20 protein-coding genes are annotated in these 21,153 nt (G+C 72.6%); 11 read left to right on the top strand and 9 right to left on the bottom strand.

Going from position 1 to position 21,153, the window contains the following annotated elements; translation table 11 throughout:
- Positions 1-232: 232 nt before the first annotated feature.
- On the top strand, positions 233-775 hold the full coding sequence (locus H489_RS22070; protein ID WP_031259152.1) for a type 1 glutamine amidotransferase domain-containing protein: 543 nt from the start codon (positions 233-235) through the stop codon (positions 773-775).
- 115 nt (positions 776-890) lie between these two features.
- On the opposite strand, the gene H489_RS22075 is transcribed toward H489_RS22070, so the two are convergent.
- Complete coding sequence (locus H489_RS22075) at positions 891-1,496, bottom strand: molybdenum cofactor biosysynthesis protein (protein WP_235045649.1); 606 nt, start codon at positions 1,494-1,496, stop codon at positions 891-893.
- A gap of 230 nt (positions 1,497-1,726) precedes the next feature.
- Between H489_RS22075 and H489_RS22080 the strand changes: the two genes are divergently transcribed.
- The 4 genes from H489_RS22080 to H489_RS22095 are packed head-to-tail and all read left to right on the top strand — an operon-like array spanning position 1,727 to position 4,365.
- Positions 1,727-3,310 (top strand): AlkA N-terminal domain-containing protein, encoded by a 1,584-nt coding sequence (locus tag H489_RS22080; protein ID WP_017885831.1) that lies wholly within the window; start codon positions 1,727-1,729, stop codon positions 3,308-3,310.
- A complete protein-coding gene (locus H489_RS22085) occupies positions 3,307-3,819 on the top strand; it encodes a methylated-DNA--[protein]-cysteine S-methyltransferase (RefSeq protein ID WP_017885832.1) in 513 nt (170 codons plus the stop codon). The genes H489_RS22080 and H489_RS22085 overlap by 4 nt, the downstream gene beginning before the upstream one ends.
- A 28-nt stretch (positions 3,820-3,847) precedes the next feature.
- Positions 3,848-4,108 carry a type II toxin-antitoxin system prevent-host-death family antitoxin gene (locus H489_RS22090; RefSeq protein WP_031259153.1) on the top strand — a complete coding sequence of 87 codons (261 nt, stop codon included), beginning with the start codon at positions 3,848-3,850 and terminating at the stop codon, positions 4,106-4,108.
- Entirely contained in the window at positions 4,105-4,365 is a 261-nt protein-coding gene (locus tag H489_RS22095) for a type II toxin-antitoxin system RelE family toxin (RefSeq protein ID WP_017885834.1), read from the top strand. The genes H489_RS22090 and H489_RS22095 overlap by 4 nt, the downstream gene beginning before the upstream one ends.
- An 11-nt stretch (positions 4,366-4,376) precedes the next feature.
- Here the strand turns inward: H489_RS22095 and H489_RS22100 are convergent, their stop codons facing one another.
- Both H489_RS22100 and H489_RS22105 read right to left on the bottom strand, forming a co-directional pair.
- Positions 4,377-4,970 carry a TetR/AcrR family transcriptional regulator gene (locus H489_RS22100; protein WP_017885835.1) on the bottom strand — a complete coding sequence of 198 codons (594 nt, stop codon included), beginning with the start codon at positions 4,968-4,970 and terminating at the stop codon, positions 4,377-4,379.
- Between the two features lie 9 nt (positions 4,971-4,979).
- Positions 4,980-5,546, bottom strand: a complete 567-nt coding sequence (locus tag H489_RS22105; RefSeq protein WP_017885836.1) for a hypothetical protein — start codon at positions 5,544-5,546, stop codon at positions 4,980-4,982.
- Positions 5,547-5,757: 211 nt separating this feature from the next.
- On the opposite strand from H489_RS22105, the gene H489_RS0118260 reads away from it, so the two are divergent.
- From H489_RS0118260 to H489_RS22115, 3 genes are all read left to right on the top strand, one after another.
- Complete coding sequence (locus H489_RS0118260) at positions 5,758-6,579, top strand: alpha/beta fold hydrolase (RefSeq protein WP_017885837.1); 822 nt, start codon at positions 5,758-5,760, stop codon at positions 6,577-6,579.
- An 18-nt stretch (positions 6,580-6,597) separates the two neighbouring features.
- The gene (locus H489_RS22110) at positions 6,598-7,470 is read left to right on the top strand and encodes a hypothetical protein (protein WP_017885838.1); all 873 of its coding nucleotides are present in this window, start codon (positions 6,598-6,600) and stop codon (positions 7,468-7,470) included.
- Between the two features lie 175 nt (positions 7,471-7,645).
- Positions 7,646-9,121 carry an APC family permease gene (locus tag H489_RS22115; RefSeq protein WP_017885839.1) on the top strand — a complete coding sequence of 492 codons (1,476 nt, stop codon included), beginning with the start codon at positions 7,646-7,648 and terminating at the stop codon, positions 9,119-9,121.
- 104 nt (positions 9,122-9,225) lie between these two features.
- On the opposite strand, the gene H489_RS22120 is transcribed toward H489_RS22115, so the two are convergent.
- Entirely contained in the window at positions 9,226-9,987 is a 762-nt protein-coding gene (locus tag H489_RS22120) for a LysE/ArgO family amino acid transporter (protein ID WP_017885840.1), read from the bottom strand.
- Between the two features lie 70 nt (positions 9,988-10,057).
- Here H489_RS22120 and H489_RS22125 point away from each other — a divergent pair, with 70 nt between their 5' ends.
- The gene (locus tag H489_RS22125; RefSeq protein WP_017885841.1) at positions 10,058-10,972 is read left to right on the top strand and encodes a LysR family transcriptional regulator ArgP; all 915 of its coding nucleotides are present in this window, start codon (positions 10,058-10,060) and stop codon (positions 10,970-10,972) included.
- Here the strand turns inward: H489_RS22125 and H489_RS22130 are convergent.
- Both H489_RS22130 and H489_RS22135 read right to left on the bottom strand, forming a co-directional pair.
- Positions 10,963-11,742, bottom strand: coding sequence for an Fpg/Nei family DNA glycosylase (locus H489_RS22130; protein ID WP_017885842.1), 780 nt, complete (start codon positions 11,740-11,742; stop codon positions 10,963-10,965). The genes H489_RS22125 and H489_RS22130 overlap by 10 nt on opposite strands.
- Before the next feature lie 50 nt (positions 11,743-11,792).
- On the bottom strand, positions 11,793-16,559 hold the full coding sequence (locus tag H489_RS22135) for a DEAD/DEAH box helicase (protein WP_017885843.1): 4,767 nt from the start codon (positions 16,557-16,559) through the stop codon (positions 11,793-11,795).
- 160 nt (positions 16,560-16,719) lie between these two features.
- On the opposite strand from H489_RS22135, the gene H489_RS22140 reads away from it, so the two are divergent.
- Positions 16,720-17,394, top strand: a complete 675-nt coding sequence (locus H489_RS22140; RefSeq protein ID WP_017885844.1) for a PadR family transcriptional regulator — start codon at positions 16,720-16,722, stop codon at positions 17,392-17,394.
- Between the two features lie 137 nt (positions 17,395-17,531).
- Here H489_RS22140 and H489_RS22145 read toward each other — a convergent pair whose 3' ends face one another.
- On the bottom strand, positions 17,532-18,152 hold the full coding sequence (locus H489_RS22145; protein WP_017885845.1) for an alpha/beta hydrolase: 621 nt from the start codon (positions 18,150-18,152) through the stop codon (positions 17,532-17,534).
- A gap of 73 nt (positions 18,153-18,225) precedes the next feature.
- Between H489_RS22145 and H489_RS22150 the strand changes: the two genes are divergently transcribed.
- Entirely contained in the window at positions 18,226-18,768 is a 543-nt protein-coding gene (locus tag H489_RS22150) for an NUDIX hydrolase family protein (protein WP_017885846.1), read from the top strand.
- Positions 18,769-18,890: 122 nt separating this feature from the next.
- Here the strand turns inward: H489_RS22150 and H489_RS22155 are convergent, their stop codons facing one another.
- Both H489_RS22155 and H489_RS22160 read right to left on the bottom strand, forming a co-directional pair.
- Positions 18,891-19,094, bottom strand: a complete 204-nt coding sequence (locus H489_RS22155) for a CsbD family protein (protein ID WP_017885847.1) — start codon at positions 19,092-19,094, stop codon at positions 18,891-18,893.
- Between the two features lie 251 nt (positions 19,095-19,345).
- Positions 19,346-20,956 carry a DEAD/DEAH box helicase gene (locus H489_RS22160; RefSeq protein WP_017885848.1) on the bottom strand — a complete coding sequence of 537 codons (1,611 nt, stop codon included), beginning with the start codon at positions 20,954-20,956 and terminating at the stop codon, positions 19,346-19,348.
- Positions 20,957-21,153 lie beyond the last annotated feature (197 nt).

Consider the following 21,153-nt stretch of genomic DNA (forward strand, 5'->3'; position numbering starts at 1 on the left):
GCCTCCCGTGCGACCGTGGGCGCGTCCACGGCGCCTCGCCCGCCGTGCGCCGAGTGGTCGCGACCCGTCGGCTGCGCCGCCGCCAGCCGACACTTCGTGACCGCCGGGCGGACCTGGGCGGGGTGTCATGACCAGTCAGCCGGGCGCCGGACCGCTCCTGGAGGACTGCCCAGCCGAGCCCGACGACCCTCGGGTGTGCGGCCGGAACGACCGGGCCGCGGAAGGAGTGATCATGGCAACCCTCGACGGCAAGAAGATCCTCGTCATCACGACGAACTACGGCGTGGAGCAGGACGAGATCGTCGTCCCCACCGAGCAGCTGCGCGAGCGCGGTGCCTCGGTGACCGTGGCGGCCAAGGAGACCGGCACGATCCAGACCCTGGTCGGCGACAAGGACCCGGGGCAGACCCTCGAGCCCGACACCACCCTCGCCGGTGTCGACGCGAACGACTTCGATGCCCTCGTCATCCCCGGTGGCACGATCAACGCCGACACGCTGCGCCAGGAATCCCGCGCGGCGACGCTCGTGCAGGCCTTCGCCGAGGCGAGCAAGCCGGTCGCGGCGATCTGCCACGGCCCGTGGACCCTCGTCGAGGCGGGCGTGCTGTCCGGCAAGACCGTCACCTCGTTCCCGTCGCTGCAGACCGACCTGCGCAACGCCGGTGCCGAGTGGGTCGACCGGGAGGTCCAGGTCGACGGCGGCTTCATCACGTCCCGCACCCCGGACGACCTGCCGGCGTTCGTCGACGCGATCGAGAGCGCCCTCACCGCCTGAGCGCCTCGTCGCCGAGCCGAGTCTCGGCCGACCGGACACCGTGCGCCTCCGGCTGTCGACGAAGTGTCCGCCGGGCCGAGTCTCGGGTACGCCCGGGCGCCCGACGTCGCCGGCGTCAGCCGAGCGGCACGGGGCGGGCAGTGCGGAGCACCGCCGGACCGAGGGCGAGCACACCGTCGGACTCCGGATCGCACCGCGCGCCGCCCCGGCCGCGCATCGCCCGGAACGCACCGGGGGCCACCTCGTGGTCCATCCAGGTGCAGGGGTTCGCCGCACGGTAGCCACGGAACCGGACGGCACGACCGAGGTCGCCGCTGCCGCTGCCGTCGCCACCGGGGAGCAGGCTCTCCAACGAGAACGGCTGGCCCCGCAACGCTTCGACGTCGGCGCCGCGCAGGAACACGTTCCGCCGGGTCGCGACGGGGTCGACGGTGGTGCCGATCGCCTGACCGACCGCCTCGAGCCCCTCGAGGCCGATCACGGTGACCGAGGCGTGCACGTGTGCCCGCGCGGCGAAGTAGCGGTCGCCGACGATCCCGAGCCCGGCCCGCAGCTCGATCCGGTCGCGCCGTTCGTCCGGGTCCGTCGACCGGGGTGGCAGCGCGCCGTCGGCCGGGCGCCCCTCGTACCGGTGCCGCGGTGAGACGAGCAGCAGCGCGATCTCGACCTCGGTCCGGAACGGCAGGTCGTCGAGCCCGGCCACGTCGTCTGCTGGGGTCACGCGGCCAACGCTAGCCGGGCCTCCCGGCCATGCGCTGCCGTGTCCGCCTGCGGTGACACGCCGTCGTGGCGCCGGGACGCCGGCTTCTTCGCGAGACGCCGCGGATTCCGGCGGCGTCTCACGCGGTCGGCGGCGTCTCGACGAGACGGCGGCGTCATGGCCACCTGGCCCTGCGCTGCTCCGTCCGATTCCCGCCAGTCGACGTCGGTGGCGCGTGCCAGGCTGAGGCCATGACCAGCCCGGACACCGACGCGCAGCACGACGCGCTGCACGCTGAGCGACACCGTGCCGTCGCTTCGCGCGACGCTCGGTTCGACGGCCAGTTCGTCACCGCCGTGCACTCCACCGGCATCTACTGCCGCCCGAGCTGCCCGGCCCGCACACCGAAGGTCACGGGCGTCACCTTCTACCGAACGAGTGCCGCAGCGCACCTGGCCGGCTTCCGCGCCTGCAAGCGCTGCCTGCCCGAGGCGACCCCCGGCAGCCCCGAGTGGGACCTGCGCGAGGACGTCGCCGGACGGGCGATGCGCCTCGTCCTCGACGGCGTCGTCGAGCGCGACGGCGTCCCCGGGCTCGCCGCGCGCGTGGGCTACTCGGAGCGGCAGCTCAACCGCATCATGACCGCCGAGCTGGGTGCCGGGCCGAAGGCGCTCAGTCGGGCGCACCGCGCGCAGACGGCCCGCACCCTGCTCACCTCGTCGGACCTGCCCGTCGCCGACGTCGCGTTCGCCGCGGGGTTCGCCAGCGTCCGACAGTTCAACGACACCGTGCGCGAGGTCTTCGCCGTCACCCCGACCGAGCTCCGCGCACGCCGGGTCGGCCGAGGCGACGGCGACCCCGACGGCGCACTGCACGTCCACCTGCCGGCCCGGGCGCCCTTCGACGCGCAGGGCCTGCTCGACTGGCACGCGCTGCACGCCCTGCCGGGCACGGAGCAAGTGGACACCGACCCCACCGGTCGGGTCACGTCGTACGGGCGGCTGGTCGACCTGCCTGGAGGCCCGGGCTGGTTCAGCGCGTCGGCCGCCGTCCCCGACGTGCCCGGTCGGGGCACCGGGATCGACCTGCGCGTGCGGGTCACCGACCTCTCCGACCTGCCGGCGCTCGTGGCGCGGGTGCGTGCGCTGTTCGACCTCGACGCCGACCCGGTCGCCGTCGACGCCGTCCTCGGCGCCGTGCCCGAGCTCGCCGGCCCCGTCGCACGGGTGCCCGGCCTGCGGCTGCCCGGCGCGGTGGACGCCCACGAGATCGTGTTCCGCACCCTGATCGGGCAGCAGGTCTCGGTGGCCGCGGCGCGCACCGCCCAGACCCGGCTCGTGGCCGCGCTCGGTGCGCCGGTGCCCGACGCGATCCGGCCCGGCGGGCTGCTGTTCCCGTCCGCAGCGGTGGTCGCCGAACGCGGGCACGAGGTCCTGCGCGGTCCGGCCGCGCGCGTCGACACGATCCTGCGGGTGGCTGCGGCGCTCGCCGACGGGTCCCTGGTGGTGGACGGCGCGCAGTCCCTCGGTGACCTGCGCGACGGACTGCTCGCGGTGAAGGGCATCGGGCCGTGGACCGCCGACTACGTCGCGCTGCGGGTCCGGCACCACCCCGACATCTTCCTCCACAGTGACCTCGCCGTGCGGAACGGTGCACAGGAACTCGGGCTGCCCGGTACGGCGCGTGAGCTCTCCCTATGGTCGGAGCAGGTGGCCCCCTGGCGGAGCTACCTCACGATGCACTGCTGGCGACCGATCATCGACCGCGCGATGACCGCGACCGCCGGCACCCGTGCAGCCCGTGCCCCCGAGGACCCCCGGAAGGACGACCGATGACCGACGCAACCATCCAGACCCTGGACACCCCCGACGGGCCGTTCACCGTGCTCGAAGACGCCGAGGGCAGGGTCCTCGCCTCGGGGTGGACCGACTCCGTCGAGCGGATCCTCGCCCGCCTGGCCGACCGGCACCGCCCCGACCGCGTCCTCGACGGCGTGGTCGCCTCGGCCGACGCGGTCGACGCCTTCTACTCGGGCGAGGTCGAGCACGCCATGCAGGTGCCCGTGCGGCAGTTCGGCACCGAACTCTTCACCGAGGGGTGGAGGCAGCTCCGCCGGATCCCCGCCGGCGGCACGCTGACCTACACCGGGTTCGCGGCGGCGATGGGGCGACCCGACGCCGTACGGGCGGCGGCGAGCGTGTGCGCCCGGAACGCCCCGGCACTGTTCGTCCCGTGCCACCGGGTGCTGCGCTCCGACGGCACGCTCGGGGGCTTCGCATGGGGGCTCGACGTCAAGCGGTCCCTGCTCGAACGAGAGTCGGTCGGCACCACGGCACTCGTCTGAATTGTACAAAACGCTCTAGAATGTACAGGTGAGCGAAGTGTCGATCTCCGAAGCCCGTGGCCGTCTGGCGTCGATCATCGACGACGCCCGGCATGCACCCGTCTACCTGACCCGGCGCAACAAGCGCGTCGCGGCCGTGGTCGACGCGGCCGTCCTCGACCGGTTGCTCGAGGCGGCGGAGGACCTGGACGACCTGGTCGCCTACGACGAAGCCGTCGCCGAGAGTGCCCGCATCGGTGGCGAGAACGTCAAGTGGGACGACCTCAAGCGCGAACTCGGCCTCGGGTGACGTACTCGGTCGAGGTCATCCCGGCCGCGCAACGCGTCATCCGCAAGCTCCCGCTCGACGGACGGCGGCGGATCGAGGGGCTCCTCGCGATCCTCGCCGAGCACCCCCGGCCACCCGCCGCACGCAAGCTCGTGAACCGGCCCGGATGGCGAGTCCGCTCGGGGGACTACCGACTGATCTACCGGATCGACGACGGCAAGCTCGTCGTGGTGGTCGTCGACGCTGGGCACCGGCGCGAGGTCTACCGGGACCGCTGAGCCGTCAGTCGTCAGCCGATCGTGCCGCGCAGGCTGTCCACGTGCAGTTCGACCAGCGCCAGGACCCGCTCCGGCGCACGCGCCGTCGGGTCCCACGTGTGCTCGATCGCCAGCCCGTCGATCAGCGCGTGCAGCCGGTCCGCCTCGTCGGTCAGGTTGCGATCGGCGCCGAGGCTGCCGTCCTCGCGCAGGATCTCCAGCGCCCGGGTGCACACCCGGCTGACCCCGTCGTTCAGGCGTCGAGCGCTCGCGGCCAGGTGTTCGTCGGTGCGCGCGAGCACGCCGAGCTGCACCTGCGCCAGGATCTCGGTCGTGCGCTCGGCGTCGAGCGGCAGCACCTGGGCGAGCACGTCCAGTGCACGGGCCCGGCCGGTCGAGCGCAGGGACGTGAGCCGAGCGATGACGCGTTCCTCGATGATCGTCAGGCAGTGCTCCCGCAGGGCGTGCTGCGTCGGGAACACGCGACGGAGTGAGGCCGGAGCGATGCCGGCCTCGTCCGCGACGTTCCGCACCGACAGCGCGCTGAGGCCGTCCCGCTCCAGGATCCGCAGGCACGCGGCGGCGACCAGGGATCCCCGTTCCTCCAGGTCGACGCGTCGTGGCACCGGGTCAGCCTACGGCCGGCTCGACGCGCCGGCCGGGTCCGCGGCTGCGGAGGTGACTCGGCGCGGCCAGATCGTGTAACTGATCGCCCACAGCAGTTCGACGCCCAGGACCACCCCGAGCAGTGCGACCGTGCCCTGCAGCTCGTCCGTGCGCTCCGGGTCGCCGACGACGAGGACGAGTCCGCCGACGATCCCACCGGCGATCAGCACGGCGAGCCCGGTCCGCAGCACGTCGCCCCAGCACCGGGCCGTGTACCGCCGTCCACTCAGCCGTTCGGGTGCCGGACCGCCGGCGAACCGGTGCGTGAAGCGGACGTCCGCCCACGCGATCATCCGGTGCCCGTACACGACCGAGAAGCCGATGTAGATCGCCGCGAGTCCGTGGTGCCACGACGCGGTCCCACCGCCGAGCAGGTCGACCGTGACGACCGCGAGCAGCACGACGTCGATCACGGGTGCCGCGACGAGCATCGCCGCGCCCGTCCGCGGCCGTCGCAGCAGGTACCGGGTGGTGAGGCCGCCGAGGATCGCGACCCAGAAGGCGATCTCGCAGGCGACGATGGCGATGAGTGTCATGGTTCCCCGTTGCAGTGGCGGTGATCGTGTGAGTACAGGTGTACTCAAACAGCATGACACGGTGACCACCACGGCGTCGAGCGGCGGTGTTCTGCCCCTGGAAGCGGGGGGAGACACGGACCTCCACGCCTGCGACACTCGGAGCACCGGTAATCCGCACGGTCCCCTCCGAGGCCCGACGCATCGCCGTCGACAGCCCGCAAAGGACCCCATGCTCCCTCCCGTCGACCGAACGGTCGTCTCCTCCGACGGCACCACCATCGCCGTGTCCGAGGCAGGGGACGGACCGGCGGTCGTCGTCGTGGGCGGTGCCTTCGACCACCGGGGGACCCCGTACCTCGACCGCGTGGTCGCCGAGCTCGCTCCCACCCATCGTGTCGTCACCTACGACCGACGCGGTCGCGGTGCCAGCGGCGACTCGGCGTCGTGGGCGATCGAGCGCGAGGTCGACGACCTCCGCGCCGTCGTCGAGAGCGTCGGCGTCCCCACGACCGCCGTCGGCATCTGCGTCGGTGCCGGTGTCGTCCTGCACGGCCTCGCCACCGGCCTGCCCGTCGACGGTGCCGTCCTGTGGGAACCGCCGTACCGCGCCTCGGTCGACCCGCACGCCGACGACGTCGTCTTCGCCGACCTGCTCGACGAGCACGTGGTCGCCGGCCGCCGCACCCAGGCCGTCCGCGGCTTCCTGACCCAGGTGCTCGGGCTCCCGATGGGCCAGGTCACGGCGCTCCGACTCAAGGGCTCGCTCTGGCGCTCCCTGGTCGTCGACGCCCACGTGCTCAGCCGCGAGGTCCGGGTGCTGAACGGCCTCGCCGTGCCCGAGCGGGTCGCCGCAGCCGTCGGCGTGCCGGTGCTCGTCGGCGCCGGCGGTGACGGTCTCGAGTGGATGCGTCGTGCGGCCCGCGCCGTCGTGGACGCGGTGCCGGGGTCGGAGTACGCGGAGGTACCCGGGCAGGGACACGTCCCCGCCCCCGCCGCCCTCGGAGCACTGATCGACCGCGTCCGGAGCCGGATCGTCTCGCCCAGCAGCTGACTGCGAGAGGATGGGCTGGTGAACGCACCCCGCCTCGGTCTCCTGCTCGACGTCGACGGGCCCATCGCCAGCCCGGTCTCCCGCACCATCGCGATCCCGAGCATCGTCGCGGACCTCGTCGCGCTCGCTGCCGAGGGCATCCCGATCGTCTTCAACACCGGCCGCAGCGATGCCTTCATCCGCTCCGAGGTCGTCGGTCCGCTGCTCGCCGGTGGCCTCGCCGAGGGCGGCCGGGTGCACGCGGTCTGCGAGAAGGGTGCCGTGTGGTGCTCGATCGGCCCGCAGTACGACGGCGGCATGGGTGAGCTGACCGTCGCCGAGGACCTCGCGCTGCCGCGGGACTACGCCGACGAGATGCGCGAGCTGGTCCGCGCCGAGTACGCCGACCTGGTGTTCTTCGACGAGACGAAGCGCGCGATGGTGTCGATCGAGCAGCGCGTCGAGGTGCCGAACGCCACGTACCTCGCCCGCCAGCCGGAGTTCGACGCGAAGGCGATGGCCGCGCTCGAGCGTCGTGGCCTCGGTGTCCGCCGCCTCGACGATGCCCGACCCGACGCCGACGGTGCCGTGCAGTGGCGCATCGACCCGACCATCATCTCCACCGACGTCGAGTCCGACCGCAGCGGCAAGGACCTGGGTGCCGAGCGGTCGCTCGAACTCCTCGGGCAGGACGGCGAGCTCCCGATCACCTGGCGCACCGTGGGCGACTCCCGCAGCGACTACGCCATGGCGGACTGGCTGCACGCCAACGGGTACGAGGTCGCGCACGTCGACGTCCGTCCTGCCGACGGTGTGCCGGCCACGCCGTACCCGGTGCTCACCGCGCCCGACGGCGTCATCCACGACGAGGCCGGCGCCCGGTTCCTGGCGGACTGGCGCGCCGCGCGCTGACGCGACCGCGGCCTTGGACGCACCCGTCCGCCGACCGAGCGGTGCGCGCCGGACCGCCACCGCGCCTCCCGTCCGTCCCCGGACCGGCCCACCGTCCGGCCGGACGCTTTGCGTGACACAGTGGTACACCAGTACCCTTCCGAGGTCCGCCGCCAGCCGATGACGGGATCCACCCATGGCAACGAAGATCCGCATCAAGTCGATCGAGGCCTCCCTGGCCGACTCCGAGGAGCAGGGCAGGTCCCTGAAACGCTCCTTGAAGACGTTCGACATCGCCGCGATGGGCATCGCGGTCGCCGTCGGCGCCGGCATCTTCTCGGTCGGCGCGAACGCCGCCGCGAACTTCGCCGGGCCCGGCGTGATCGTCTCCTTCCTGCTCGCAGCCGTCACGTGCGGCCTGGCGATCATGTGCTACGCCGAGTTCGCGTCGACGATCCCCGTCGCCGGCTCCGCGTACACGTTCACGTACGCCACGATGGGTGAGCTGCTCGCCTGGATCGTGGGCTGGGACCTCATCCTCGAGACCCTCACGGCCAGTGCCGTGATCGCGAAGTACTGGGGCATCTACCTCAGCACCGCGTTCGACGTCTTCGGCGTGACCCTGCCCAGCACGATCCAGCTCGGTCCGATCCCGTTCACCTGGGGTCCGGTGCTCATCGTCGGGATCTTCACGGTGCTCCTCGCCTTCGGCACCCGCCTGTCCTCGCGGGTGTCGGCGGTCATCACCGTCATCAAGGTCGCCATCGTCGTGTTCGTCATCGTCGCCGGTGCGTTCTTCGTCAAGGCCGCGAACTTCACCCCGTTCATCCCGCCGGCCGAGCCCGCCAAGGGTGCCGAGGGCAGCGTCTGGACCCAGTCGCTCGTGTCCTGGTTCACCGGTGCGGAGCCCGCCCAGTACGGCGTCTTCGGCCTGCTCGCCGCGGCGTCCCTGGTGTTCTTCGCCTTCATCGGCTTCGACGTCGTCGCCACGAGCGCCGAGGAGACCGAGAACCCGCAGAAGACCCTGCCCCGCGGCATCTTCATCGGCCTCGGCATCGTGACGCTGCTCTACGTCGGCGTCAGCATCGTCATCACCGGCATGGTCTCGTACCAGCGCCTGGCGGAGGAGAAGGCACCGTCGCTGGCCTCGGCGTTCGACATCGTCGGGCTGCCGTGGGCCGCCGGCATCATCGCCATCGGCTCGCTGATCGGTCTGACCACCGTCGTCATGGTGCTGCTGCTCGGCCTGTCCCGCATCGTCTTCTCGATGAGCCGCGACGGCCTGCTGCCCCGCTGGTTCTCCAAGACCAACCCGAAGACGCAGACGCCGGTCCGCGTGCAGGTCGTCGCCGGTGTCGTCGTTGCGCTGCTGGCCGGGTTCACCGCGGTCGACAAGCTCGAGGGCATGATCAACATCGGCACGCTGTCGGCGTTCGTCCTGGTGTCGATCGGCATCGTCGTGCTGCGTCGTTCGCGGCCCGATGCCCCGCGGGCCTTCCGGGTGCCGTGGTCGCCCGTGCTGCCGATCATCTCGGCGGTGCTGTGCTTCTGGCTGATGCTGAACCTCGAGGTCGAGACCTGGCTCCGGTTCGTCGTCTGGCTGGTCATCGGCTTCGTCATCTACTTCGGGTACAGCCGCCGCCACAGCCGCGTCGGCCAGGGCATGCAGTAGGGCCGTCCCGCAAAACACCGGTGTTCGCACGTTGCACACCCGCACACCGCGGTTCGACGTGTGGACACCGGTGTTTTGCAGCCCGCCGGTCCGCGCCGCAGCCGCTACGCGCCGACGAGCAGCAGCCCGCCGAACGCGAGCATCACGACGGCGACCAGACCGTCGAACACCCGCCACGTGAGCGGCTTCTCGAACAGCGGCCGCAGCAGCCGACCGCCGAACCCGAGCGCACCGAACCACAGGCAGCTCGCCGCGACGGCACCGATCGTCCAGAGCCACCGGTCGTCCGCACCCTGCTGGTTCGCCACCGACCCGAGGAACACCAGCGTGTCCAGGTACACGTGCGGGTTCGCCCACGTGAAGACGAGCATGGTCAGCACCGCCGTCCGCATGGTCACCCCCTGGCCGGGAGGCACGGTGCGCGTCCGCCCCGCCGCCACCGTCGAACGCCCGGTCGTGTCGATCCCCGGACCGGCGCCCGCGCCCGTGTCGACCCCCGCGCCTGCGCCCGCACCGGCGCCCACGACCCCGTCGTCGGCCGCCTCGTCGGCCACCCGCATCGCATCCCCCGAGGGTCGCAGCGCCCGCCGCGCCGCGAGCAGCCCGTACGTGAGCAGGAACGCGGCACCGACGAACCGGACCACCAGGAGCGCCACGGGGAACCGCTCGACCACGGCGCCGACCCCGAGCACCCCGGCGACGATGAGCAGCGCATCCGAGACCGCGCACACCACGACCGCCGCGGCCACCACCCGGAGTCCTGCGCTGACCGCGAGCCGGAGCAGGTACGTGTTCTGCACACCGATCGCGACGATCAGTGCGAGTCCCGTGCCGAGGCCGGAGAGCAGGGGCAGGAGCGTGGTCACGGATCCGACGCTAGAGCAGCGCCGCGGTGCAGTACAGCTCACGTTCCTGCAGCGCCGTAAGCTCAGCTGTATGTCCCGGTTCCAGCGCGAACACCTCGAGACGCTGCTCGCCGCCGTCGACCACGGCACCCTGGACGCCGCGGCTCGCGCGCTGGCCATCACCCCGTCGGCGGTCTCGCAGCGGATCAAGTCGATGGAGCAGCAGGTCGGTCGGGTCCTGCTCCAGCGCACCACCCCGGTGCGCCCGACGGCGGACGGCGAGGTGGTGCTCCGGCACGCGCGGCAGGTCCGGCTGCTCGACGAGGAGACCTCCCGTGCACTCGGCGGTGGCTCCTCGGTGGTGCCGTCGATCCCGCTGGCCGTCAACGCCGACTCGCTCGGCACCTGGTTCCTCGATGCTCTGGCCCTCGTCCGGGCCGACACCGAGGTGGTCTTCGACCTGCACCGCGAAGACCAGGACCGCACCGCCGAGCTGCTCCGCGCCGGCACCGTGATGGGCGCGGTGACGGCCGAGGCGGACCCCGTGCAGGGCTGCTCGTCGGTGCCGCTCGGCATCGATCGGTACCGGGCCGTGGCGTCACCGGCGTTCGTCGCCCGGTACCTCGGCGACACCGGCACCGAGCGGCGGATGCTCCGGCGGCTCGACGAGGTCCCACTCGTCGACTACGACCGCGACGACGACCTGCAGCAGGGGTACCTGCGCCAGGTCCTGGGGCACGCTCCCGGCGGCCCGCGCCACTTCGTCCCGACCTCTGCCGACTTCGCCCGCGCCGTCACGCTCGGGTTCGGGTGGGGGCTGCTGCCCGAGGCGCAGTGCCTCGACGCGATCGACCGCGGTGTCCTGGTCGAGCTGGCCCCGGGTCGGCACGCCGACGTCGCGCTGTGGTGGCAGCGCTGGAACCTGGCGTCACCGCTCCTCGAACGGGTCACCGACGCGGTCCGGGTGACCGCCGCGGAGCGCCTGCACCCCGTGCGTCAGGTCTGACAGCGCGGACACCAGTAGGTGTCGCGCAGGGTGAGCTCCGAGTCGCCGAGTTCGCCGTGCCGGATCGGGGTCCCGCAGCGCAGACACGGCTTGCCGGCGCGACCGTAGACCCAGAACCGTCGACCGGGGCGGTCGACACCGGTGGTCACGCGGGCGCTGCGGTCGCGGTTCGCCAGGATCAGTCGGCTGGCGAGCGTGATCGTGCGCGCCGGGTCGGGGACCTGGCCGGCCGGACGCGTCGGCAGCACCCCGCGCAGGAAGCAGAGTTCGTTCCGGTACACGTTGCCGAGCCCGGCGAGCACCCGTTGGTCGAGCAGCGCCAACCCGACCGGCCGTTCGGGGTCCTCCGTCAGGTTGGCGAGGGCCAGGTCGGCGTCCCAGTCGGGGCCGAGCAGGTCGGGCCCCAGGTGTCCGACGACCTCGGACTCCTGGTCGCGCGGGACGACCTCGAGCACCCCGAGCGCGAAGCCGACGGTGGAGACTCCTTCGGCGTCCAGGATCGCCCGGGCTTGGTGCGCCGGACGTCGCCAGCGGTCACCGGGCGCGTAGACGTCCCACCGGCCCTCCATCTTCAGGTGCGAGTGCACGGTCAGGTCGCCGATCCGGTGCAGCAGGTGCTTGCCGCGGGGCACGACCTCGTCAACGGTGCGCCCCACCAGGTCGAGGGTGGCGAAGGCCGGGACCCGGAAGTCGCTCTTCGTCAGGACCTTGCCCGCCAGCGCGGTGTGCAGACGGCGTGCCGCCCGGTAGACGGTGTCGCCTTCAGGCACGGGGCACCTCCGGCACGTGGTCACCGCACGGCCGGGAGGCGCGGCTCGCCTCACACACGGAGCCGCAGCCCCTGCGGGGTCGCCGTGAACCCCGCCTGACGGAGCGCGCCGCCGAGCAGCGTCTCGAGCACGAAGTCCCCGTCGACCCGCTCGACCGAGAGCTTCCGCAGCCCGGTCCGGACGATCGAGGCGATCGAGGTGGCGGCAGCGGCGAGGTCGGCCGCGTCGTCGGTGAACGTGAGCACGGACTTGCCGCCCCGCTCGACGTACACGGCGAGCTTGCCGTCCACGGTCGTCACGAGGGCGCCTGCCTTGCGCCCGGGCCGGTGACCGCGGGTGGCCTTCGCGCCGCTCGCCGCATCGTTCGCGCCGGTGCTCGCCCCACCGGCTGCGACGGCATCGTCCGCGACTCCGGGGTCGACGTCGCCCGTGGGCCACGGCAACGAGGCCCCGTACGGGTTCGCCGGGTCGGTCGCCGCGAGCGTCAGGGCCTCGCGCTTGCGGTCCGGGTCGTCACGCTCGTCGTCGCCGAGCTCGCGGGCGTAGGTGCGCAGCCGGTCGACGGTCGGGCCGGTGGCGAACTGGGCGGCACCGAGCCCCTCGACGAAGTACCCGCGACGAGCCCGGCCGGACTCCTCGAACCGCGAGAGCACCCGGTACACCCCCGCGAAGCCGCCGCGGACACCCTCGACCTGCACGGCGCCGCGGGTCACGACGCCGTAGCGTTCGAGCAGCTGTTCGGCGGTCGCCGCGGCCCGCACGGTCGAGTCGGACTCGGCCAGCGGCAGGAGCGACCAGCGACCCCCGACGGACGGCGGCCCGGACTGCGTCGGCATGGTCGGCCGCCGACGGCCGCGGTAGGCCCGGGCCCGTGGAGCGCTCGAGCTCTTCGCCTTGCCGCCGAGCATCGACCGCAGCGGGGCGAACGTGTCGTTCGTGATCTGCCCGGCCCAGACCAGGTCCCACAGCGCGGTCGTGAGCGCCTGGTCGTCGCTGCTGCCCACGGCCTGGCCCAGCTGCCGGAAGAAGTAGGCGCCGCCACCGGCCAGCGCACCGAGCACGTCGCGCTGCAGCTCGGTCGTCTCGTCACCGGAGGGCTCGGCGAGCGTCGTCGCCGCGGTGTCGGCCAGGTGCAGACGCACCCAGCCGTCGTTGCCGGGCAGTGTGCCGCCGCCGGACCACAGGACCTCGCCCGTGGCGGTCAGTTCGTCGAGCATGCTCGTCGAGTAGTCGGTGACGCGCGACGGCAGCACCAGGGTCTCCCACGCGCTGGCGGGCAGGGCCACCCCGGCGAGCTGGTCGATCACCTGCAGCACGCCGTCGACGCCACGGAGGCCACCGCGGGTCCCGGGGGTCTGCACGTGCTGCCAGGCCGGCAGGAAGCGGGCGAGGGTGTCCGGCGAGACCGGTTCGACCTCATGCCGCAGGGCCGCGAGGGACTTCGTGCGGATCCGTCGCAGGACCTCGGCATCGCACCATTCGGCACCCTGGCGATCGGGTCGGAACTCGCCCTCCACCACACGGCGGTCGGCGACGAGTCGGCGCAGGGTGTCCTGCACGACGGCGATCCCCAGGCCGAGGCGACCGGCGGCCTCCTGTGCGGAGAACGGTCCGTGCGACCTCGCGTAGCGGCCGATCAGGTCGCCCAGGGGATCCGCCACGGGCTCGATGAACGCCGTGGGCACACCGATCGGCAGCGGGACCCCGAGGGCGTCACGCAGACGGGCGGCGTCCTCGATCACGGCCCAGCGCGTCGCCCCGGCGTGCGAGAACGAGAGCACCCGGCGATCACGTTCCAAGGCCTGGAGCGTGCTGCGCAGTTCGGCGGTCGCTCCGGCCCGGTCGGCGGTGTCGGCGAGCCAGCTCCGGTCGACCGCTTCGTCCAGGTCGAGCGCGCCGACCAGCCGCAGGACGTCGACGAGCCCCTCGGCGTCACGGGCACGGCGGTCCGGCGAGAGCCGCTGCAGGTCGCGTTCCACCGACGTGATGACCGCGGGATCGAGCAGCTCGCGCAGCTCCGCACGACCGAGCAGTTCGCCGAGCAGCGTCGAGTCGAGCGACAGCGCCGCTGCCCGGCGTTCGGCGAGCGGGGTGTCGCCCTCGTACATGAAGGCCGCGACGTACCCGAACAGGATCGACCGGGCGAACGGCGACGGCTGCTCGGTCTCGGTCTCGACCAACCGGATCCGGCGCCCGGCGATGTCGTCGGCGATCCCGAGCAGTGCGGGCACGTCGTAGACGTCCTGCAGCACCTCGCGCACGGTCTCGAGCACGATCGGGAACGTCGGGTACTTCTGCGCGACCTCGAGCAGCTGCGAGGCCCGCTGTCGCTGCTGCCAGAGCGGCGACCGCTGCCCGGGGTTCCGTCGGGGAAGCAGCAGGGCGCGTGCCGCACACTCGCGGAACCGCGCGGCGAAGAGCGCCGAGCCGCCGACCTCGTCGGTGACCAGGGCCTCGAGGTCGTCGCGCTCGAACACGAACAGGTCGGCACCCGGCGGCTCGGCGTCGGTCTCCGGGATGCGCACGACGATCCCGTCGTCGGCCGCCATCGCGTCGCCGTCGATGCCGTGCCGTTCGCGCAGCCGTGCGGCGACGGCCAGGGCCCACGGCGCGTGCACCTGCATGCCGTAGGGCGAGTGCAGGATGAGCCGCCAGTCCCCGAGCTCGTCGCGGAACCGCTCGACGACGAGCGTGGTGTCGTTCGGCACGTGGCCGGTGGCCGCGCGCTGGTCGCGCAGGAACGTCAGCAGGTTGGTGACGGCACGCTCGTCCAGTCCGCCGGCGGCGACCCGGGCGCGGGCGTCGTCGTCCGATGCGCCCTCGACCTCGCGCACGAACGCACCGGTGGCCCGGCCGAGCTCGGCGGGTCGGCCGATGCCGTCGCCCTTCCAGAAGGGCACGCGACCGGGCTGCCCGAACGCCGGGCTCACGACGACGCGGTCGTGGGTGATCTCCTCGATCCGCCAGCTCGTGGCACCGAGGGCGAAGACGTCCCCCACGCGTGATTCGTAGACCATCTCCTCGTCGAGCTCGCCGACGCGGGACGCCTTCTCGCCGACCATGAACACGCCGAACATGCCACGGTCGGGGATCGTCCCGCCGCTCGTCACCGCGAGCCGCTGCGCACCGGGCCGCCCGGTCAGGGTGCCGTGCACGCGGTCCCAGACCAGCCGTGGCCGGAGTTCGGCGAACTCGTCGCTCGGGTACCGACCCGTGACCAGGTCGAGCGTCGCCTCGAACGCCGACCGGGGCAGGCCGCTGAACGGGGCGCTCCGCCGCACGAGTTCGAACCAGTGTTCGACGTCGAGGGTGTCGATGGACCCGGCCGCCACGGTGTGCTGCGCCAGGACGTCGAGCGGGTTCGCCGGCACCGAGATCGACTCGATCTGGCCCGAGACCATCCGCTCGACCGTGACCGCGCTGTTGACCAGGTCGGCCCGGTGCTTCGGGAACAGCACCCCACGCGAGATCTCGCCCACCTGGTGTCCGGCACGACCGACGCGCTGCAGCCCGCTCGCGACCGAGGGCGGCGCCTCGACCTGGACGACCAGGTCGACCTCGCCCATGTCGATACCGAGTTCGAGCGAGCTCGTCGCGACGACGCACCGCAGCCGACCGGACTTCAGGTCGTCCTCGATGATCGCGCGCTGGTCCTTCGACACCGAGCCGTGGTGCGCGCGGGCGAGCACCGGGACGGAGGCGTCCGAGCCCCCGCCGGCGGTCTGCCCGGACCCGCCGATGAGCTGCGCCGGCGGCCGTTTGGCCCCCTGGGGCGCGACCGCATGCGCCGAGGTGCGCGCCGGAGACTGCGGCCGCCCCCGTGCAACGGGCAGGCCGTGGTCGTCCGGCGACGCCCCCGCCGGCACCAGGGCGCCGTCGCCGGCGGCGGCGAGCACGCGTTCCTCGTGGATCTCGTTGAGCCGTGCCGTCAGCCGCTCGGCCAGCCGCCGCGAGTTCGCGAACACGATGGTCGAGCGGTGTTCCTCGATCAGGTCGACGACGCGCTCTTCGACGTGCGGCCAGATCGACCCGTTCGTCGGCGACTCGGACGCGTCCGCACCGACCGGCGGCGCCCCGAGCTCGGTCATGTCGTCGACGGGCACGACGACCCGCAGGTCGAAGGTCTTCTGCGCCGGCGGCGCGATGATCGTCACCGGGGCGCGGCCGCCCAGGAACCGCGCGACCTCTTCCGGCGGACGGACGGTCGCGGACAACCCGATGCGCTGCACGGGCTTGTCGAGCAGGTCGTCGAGGCGTTCGAGCGACACGGCCAGGTGTGCGCCGCGCTTGCTCGAGGCGACCGCGTGGACCTCGTCCACGATGACGGTGTCGACGTTCACCAGGGTCTCGCGTGCCTGCGAGGTGAGCATCAGGTAGAGCGACTCGGGCGTGGTGATGAGGATGTCCGGCGGCTGGCGCAGGAGCTTCTGCCGGTCGGACGACGGGGTGTCACCGCTGCGCACACCCACCGTGACGTCCGGTGGTTCGGTACCGAGACGGCGTGCGGTCTGGGTGATGCCGACGAGCGGGCTCCGCAGGTTGCGCTCGACGTCGACGCCCAGGGCCTTGAGCGGCGAGACGTAGAGCACCCGCGTGCGCTGCTTCGCCGGCGGCCGGTCGGTCGCGCTGATGAGCCGGTCGATCGACCACAGGAACGAGGCCAGGGTCTTGCCGGAACCGGTCGGGGCGATCACGAGCGCGTGCTGCCCGGTCGAGATGGCGTCCCACGCCCCGGCCTGTGCGGGGGTCGGTGCGTCGAAGGCGCCGCGGAACCACTCGGTGGTGGCGGGGGAGAAGCGCTCGAAGACGTCCGTCATGGTCCGTCCCATCCTGCCCGTCGCCACCGACAGCAGGCCGAGCGGACGTCGCTCTTGACAGAGCGATAGTTAACGATCTATCGTAAACACATCGCGATACGACGAAGACGATCAGGTCAGACCGGTCGCGAGCCGACTCAGCACGACGAAAGGACTCCTCATGCGCCCCTCGTATGACGACAACAGCAACACGTCCCCCCGCGACCAGCGCGGGTTCGGCCCGCGCGGCCCCCGCTTCGGCGGCGCGCGGCAGCACCACGGCGCCGGCTTCCCCGGCCGCGACCGCGGTGACCACGACCACGGCGGCCGGGGCTTCGGTGGCCGCGGGTTCGGCCCCGGCTTCGGCCCGGGCATGGGCTTCGGTCCCGGATTCGGCGGCCCCGGCTTCGGCCGCGAACGCCGTCGCCGCGGCGACGTCCGACTCGCGATCCTCGGCCTGCTGGCCGAGGGCCCGCAGAACGGCTACGCCGTGATCAAGACCATCGCCGAGCGCACCGGCGGCGCCTGGAAGCCGAGCCCCGGCTCGGTCTACCCGACGCTCCAGCAGCTCGTCGACGAAGACCTCGTGGTCTCGTCCGGCGACGGTCGCAAGACGCTCTTCGAACTCACCGACGCCGGCAAGGCCGAGACCGAGGCCAAGGCCGACGAGATCGCCGCGGCACTCGACGGGGCCCCTGGCATCCCGGACGCCCAGCGCGAGTTCTTCGAGGCGCTCCGGAAGACCATGGGCGTCCTGCACATGTACCGCAGCACCGCGACCGAGGAACAGGCCAAGGCGGCCACGGCCAAGGTGGACCAGCTCCGCAAGGACCTGCTCCAGATCCTCGCCGACTGACGGACGTCACCCACGACGGACAGGAGGCCCGGTGCCAGCTGGCACCGGGCCTCCTGTCTGCCTGCACATCGTGAGCAGCTGTGGTCGGGTCCGCGCGTCGGACCCGACCATTCGTGCTCACGAAGCGCGCGCAGCGCCTACCCGGCGTCGACGAAGGCCGCCACGTCCGCGAGCTCCGCCGTCGACACCGCGTGCGGCAGGCCCGCGTAGGTCCGGTCGGTCACGTCGGTGTGCGCCGCGGCCCACACCTGTGTCCGAACGGTGGCCTCGGGCGGGATCACCGGGTCGAGGTCGCCGTGCCCCAGGAAGACCCTCGGCCGCACAGCCGAGACGGCCTCGTCACGCGAATCCGTGACGCCCGGCACCACGAACCCCGACAGCGACACCGCGAACGCGAAGGCCGCGGGCCGTGCCCGCAGGAGCTGGAGCGCCATCGAGCCGCCCTGCGAGAACCCGAGCAGTCCGATCCGCGGGTGGTCTGCGGCGACGGAGTCGATCCAGTCGAGCACCTCGTCGACCGCGGCGTCGACCGCCTCGGGCGCGGGGGAGCCGGGGGTGCCGAGCGGGTACCAGCTGAAGCCGGGCCCCCACGGCATCGGTGCCCGGAGCGAGGCGACGGTCCACGCGGGCGGCAGCGCGGGGGCGAGTCCGAGCAGGTCGTGCTCGTTCGACCCCACCCCGTGCATCGCGACGAGCAGGGGTGTGCCCCGCCGGTCCGAGGCACTCCGTGTCCACTGCACCAGGTCCGCATCGATCATGTGGACAACGCTAACCATCCCCAACTCCCGCGCCTTCCGCCGAACTCGCTGCCGTCCCTGGTAGACACGGTGCATGTCCTCGCTGCGCACCCCCGATCCCGACTCCGGCTGGCTGTCCGACGAGGAGCTCGCGAACGTCCGCCGTCGTCTGCCGATCTGCTACGTCGAAGCGGTCCCCGTCCGCACCGACGGCCTCGGTGTCGTGACCGAGGTCGGGGTGCTGCTGCGGGTCTCCCCGAGCGGTTCGATCGCCCGCACCCTGGTGTCCGGTCGCGTGATGTTCGGCGAGTCGATCCGCACCGCACTGTTCCGCCACCTGGAGAAGGACCTCGGGCCGATGGCGTTCCCGCAGCTGCCCTCGAGCCCGGCGCCGTTCACCGTGGCCGAGTACTTCCCGCTGCCCGGTGCGTCGGTGTACACCGACGAGCGGCAGCACGCGATCTCGCTGGCCTACGTCGTCCCGGTCACGGGGACGTGCGAGCCCCGGCAGGACGCCCTCGAACTCACGTGGATGAGCCCGATGGAAGCCGCGTCCGACGCCGTCGCCGACGAGATGGAAGGCGGCCGCGGCGCCCTGCTCCGGGCCGGTCTCGCGTCGGTCGGCGCCCTGCACTAGCCCGACGGGGGCGGCCGTACCCAGCGCACGACGAAGCCCCGCGCACGACGAAGCCCCGCGCACGACGAAGCCCCCGGATCCGATCGGATCCGGGGGCTTCGCAGCGCGGTCGCGAACCGGCTTCAGTGCTTGTCGTTCTTGAAGCTGTCGGCGACGCCGTGCGCGGCGTCCTTGACGTCGGTGACGCCCTGCTTCGCCGAGGCCTTGCCCTGGTCGGTCTGGCCTTCGGCCTTCAGGCGGTCGTTGTCGGTCGCGTTCCCGACGGCTTCCTTGACCTTGCCTGCCGCCTTCTCAGCGGCGTTCTTGATGTCATCGATGCCAGCCATAGGCACTCCTTCCAGAAGCGGACGTGTTCCCCGTCAGCCGCTTGCGCGGCATCCGGTGAAGCAGACCGTACGCCCGCCGGGGTACCCCACCCCCAGCCCCCGCCAAGGTTTCGCCCCCGCCTTCACGCAAAACACCGGTGTTCGCGGATCGCACCCCGGGATGCGGGGGTGCGAAACGTGAACACCGGTGTCTTGCGAGCACCGACGGGCTCAGACCGACGGGCTCAGACCGCGCGGGTCGAGCGGGTGGTTCAGTGGCGGTCCGCAGCGCCGGCCGGACGGGAGGCGCGGCGCGAGCCACCACGACGGTTGCCGCCCGACTCGTTGCCGGACCGACCCGCGGCGTAGCCGCCCTCGGACGACCAGACGGCCGACGAGCCGCCGCGCACGACGTCACCGCTGCCGGAGCGGCGGTTGCCGCCGCTGCGGCGACCACCGGTCGAACCGGCGGCCGCGGCGCCGGAGCGCCCCGCGCCCTCGGAACGCGCGCCACGGGCCGGACGGCCCTGACGGCCCCCGGCCGAACCGGCGGACTCGCCAGCGGAACCGGAGCGTGCGGGCTGCGCCGCGCCTCCCGACCGACCGCCGCGACCACGGCGACGACCGCCACCGTCACCGGCGGACTCGGCAGAGCGCTGCTTGGGCTGACGCTGCTGGGTGGGCTGCTCCTCGGCGACGTGGCGGATCGGGGCGACCTCGCCGACGAGCGCGGTGACCGCGGCGGAGGTCGAGGTGACGTGCTGCGGCGTGACCTTGATCGCAGCCGCACGCATCATCTGCGCGACGTCGCGACGCTCGGCGGGCATCGTCACCGTGACGACGTCACCGGACGAACCGGCGCGCGCCGTGCGACCCGAGCGGTGCAGGTACGCCTTGTGCTCGGTGGGCGGGTCGACGTGGACGACGAGCTCGACGTTGTCGACGTGCACGCCACGGGCGGCGACGTCGGTGGCGACGAGCACGAGGGCCTCACCGGAGGAGAACTTCGCGAGGTTGCGCTCACGGGCGCCCTGCGACAGGTTGCCCTGCAGGTCGACGGCCGGGATCCCCTGGCTGCTGAGCTGCTTGGCGAGGCGCTTGGCGTGGTGCTTCGTGCGCATGAAGAGGATGCGGCGACCATTGCCCGAGGCGAGGGCGCTCACGAGGTGCTTCTTCGCGTCGGCGTCGGCGACCTCGAACAGGTGGTGGGTCATCGCCTCGACGGGGCTGTTCGCCTCGTCGACGGAGTGCATCACCGGGTTGTGCAGGAACTTCTTGACGAGCTTGTCCACACCGTTGTCGAGTGTGGCGGAGAACAGCAGACGCTGTCCCTTCTCGGGGGTCGCCTGCATGATCTTGGTGACGCCGGGCAGGAAGCCCATGTCGGCCATGTGGTCGGCCTCGTCGAGGACGGTGACCTCGATGTCGCCCAGGTTCACGTGGCCCTGCTGCATGAGGTCGGCGAGGCGACCCGGGCAGGCGACCACGACGTCGACGCCGCCGCGCAGGGCGTCGACCTGACGACCCTGACCGACGCCACCGAAGATGGTCGTGGTGTTCAGGCCCATGGCCTTGGCGAGCGGGGCGAGCGCGACGTCGATCTGCGTCGCGAGCTCACGGGTCGGGGCGAGCACCAGCGCGCGGGGGCGACCGGCGCGGCGCTTGCGGCCACTGGCGGCGAGGCGGGCGACCAGCGGGATCGCGAACGCGATGGTCTTGCCGGAGCCGGTGCGGCCGCGGCCCAGGACGTCCTTGCCCTGCAGGGAGTCCGGGAGCGTGTCCGCCTGGATGGGGAACGCCATGTCCTTGCCCTGGTCGGCGAGGACGGAGACCATCGGCGCGGGGACGCCGAGGTCGGAGAAACGGATGTCTTCGGTGGTCATGGTGACCTTTCGAGCCGGAGCGAGCCGGCTGTGGGCGCACTTGCGAGGCAGCGCGCGGGCGGGATGCGCGCCAACGGATGTGGCTGGCGCAGTCGCCGCAGCAGAGAAGCCTGGGCACCTTCGTGAGGTGCTCGATCATCGACCGGAGTCCGGAGACAGGTGGTCGGGAGTTCGGGGCGTCCGTACGACGCACGAGG

Source organism: Curtobacterium flaccumfaciens UCD-AKU (genome assembly GCF_000349565.1).
Taxonomy (GTDB): domain Bacteria; phylum Actinomycetota; class Actinomycetes; order Actinomycetales; family Microbacteriaceae; genus Curtobacterium; species Curtobacterium poinsettiae.

What these genes read in the sequence shown, in the direction of transcription:
- H489_RS22070 (WP_031259152.1), top strand. Translation starts at nt 233, where the DNA reads ATGGCAACCCTCGACGGCAAGAAGATCCTCGTCATCACGACGAACTAC.
- H489_RS22080 (WP_017885831.1), top strand. Translation starts at nt 1,727, where the DNA reads ATGACCAGCCCGGACACCGACGCGCAGCACGACGCGCTGCACGCTGAG.
- H489_RS22085 (WP_017885832.1), top strand. Translation starts at nt 3,307, where the DNA reads ATGACCGACGCAACCATCCAGACCCTGGACACCCCCGACGGGCCGTTC.
- H489_RS22105 (WP_017885836.1), bottom strand. Translation starts at nt 5,546, where the DNA reads ATGACACTCATCGCCATCGTCGCCTGCGAGATCGCCTTCTGGGTCGCG.
- H489_RS0118260 (WP_017885837.1), top strand. Translation starts at nt 5,758, where the DNA reads ATGCTCCCTCCCGTCGACCGAACGGTCGTCTCCTCCGACGGCACCACC.
- H489_RS22115 (WP_017885839.1), top strand. Translation starts at nt 7,646, where the DNA reads ATGGCAACGAAGATCCGCATCAAGTCGATCGAGGCCTCCCTGGCCGAC.
- H489_RS22125 (WP_017885841.1), top strand. Translation starts at nt 10,058, where the DNA reads ATGTCCCGGTTCCAGCGCGAACACCTCGAGACGCTGCTCGCCGCCGTC.
- H489_RS22135 (WP_017885843.1), bottom strand. Translation starts at nt 16,559, where the DNA reads ATGACGGACGTCTTCGAGCGCTTCTCCCCCGCCACCACCGAGTGGTTC.
- H489_RS22140 (WP_017885844.1), top strand. Translation starts at nt 16,720, where the DNA reads ATGCGCCCCTCGTATGACGACAACAGCAACACGTCCCCCCGCGACCAG.
- H489_RS22145 (WP_017885845.1), bottom strand. Translation starts at nt 18,152, where the DNA reads ATGATCGATGCGGACCTGGTGCAGTGGACACGGAGTGCCTCGGACCGG.
- H489_RS22150 (WP_017885846.1), top strand. Translation starts at nt 18,226, where the DNA reads ATGTCCTCGCTGCGCACCCCCGATCCCGACTCCGGCTGGCTGTCCGAC.
- H489_RS22155 (WP_017885847.1), bottom strand. Translation starts at nt 19,094, where the DNA reads ATGGCTGGCATCGATGACATCAAGAACGCCGCTGAGAAGGCGGCAGGC.
- H489_RS22160 (WP_017885848.1), bottom strand. Translation starts at nt 20,956, where the DNA reads ATGACCACCGAAGACATCCGTTTCTCCGACCTCGGCGTCCCCGCGCCG.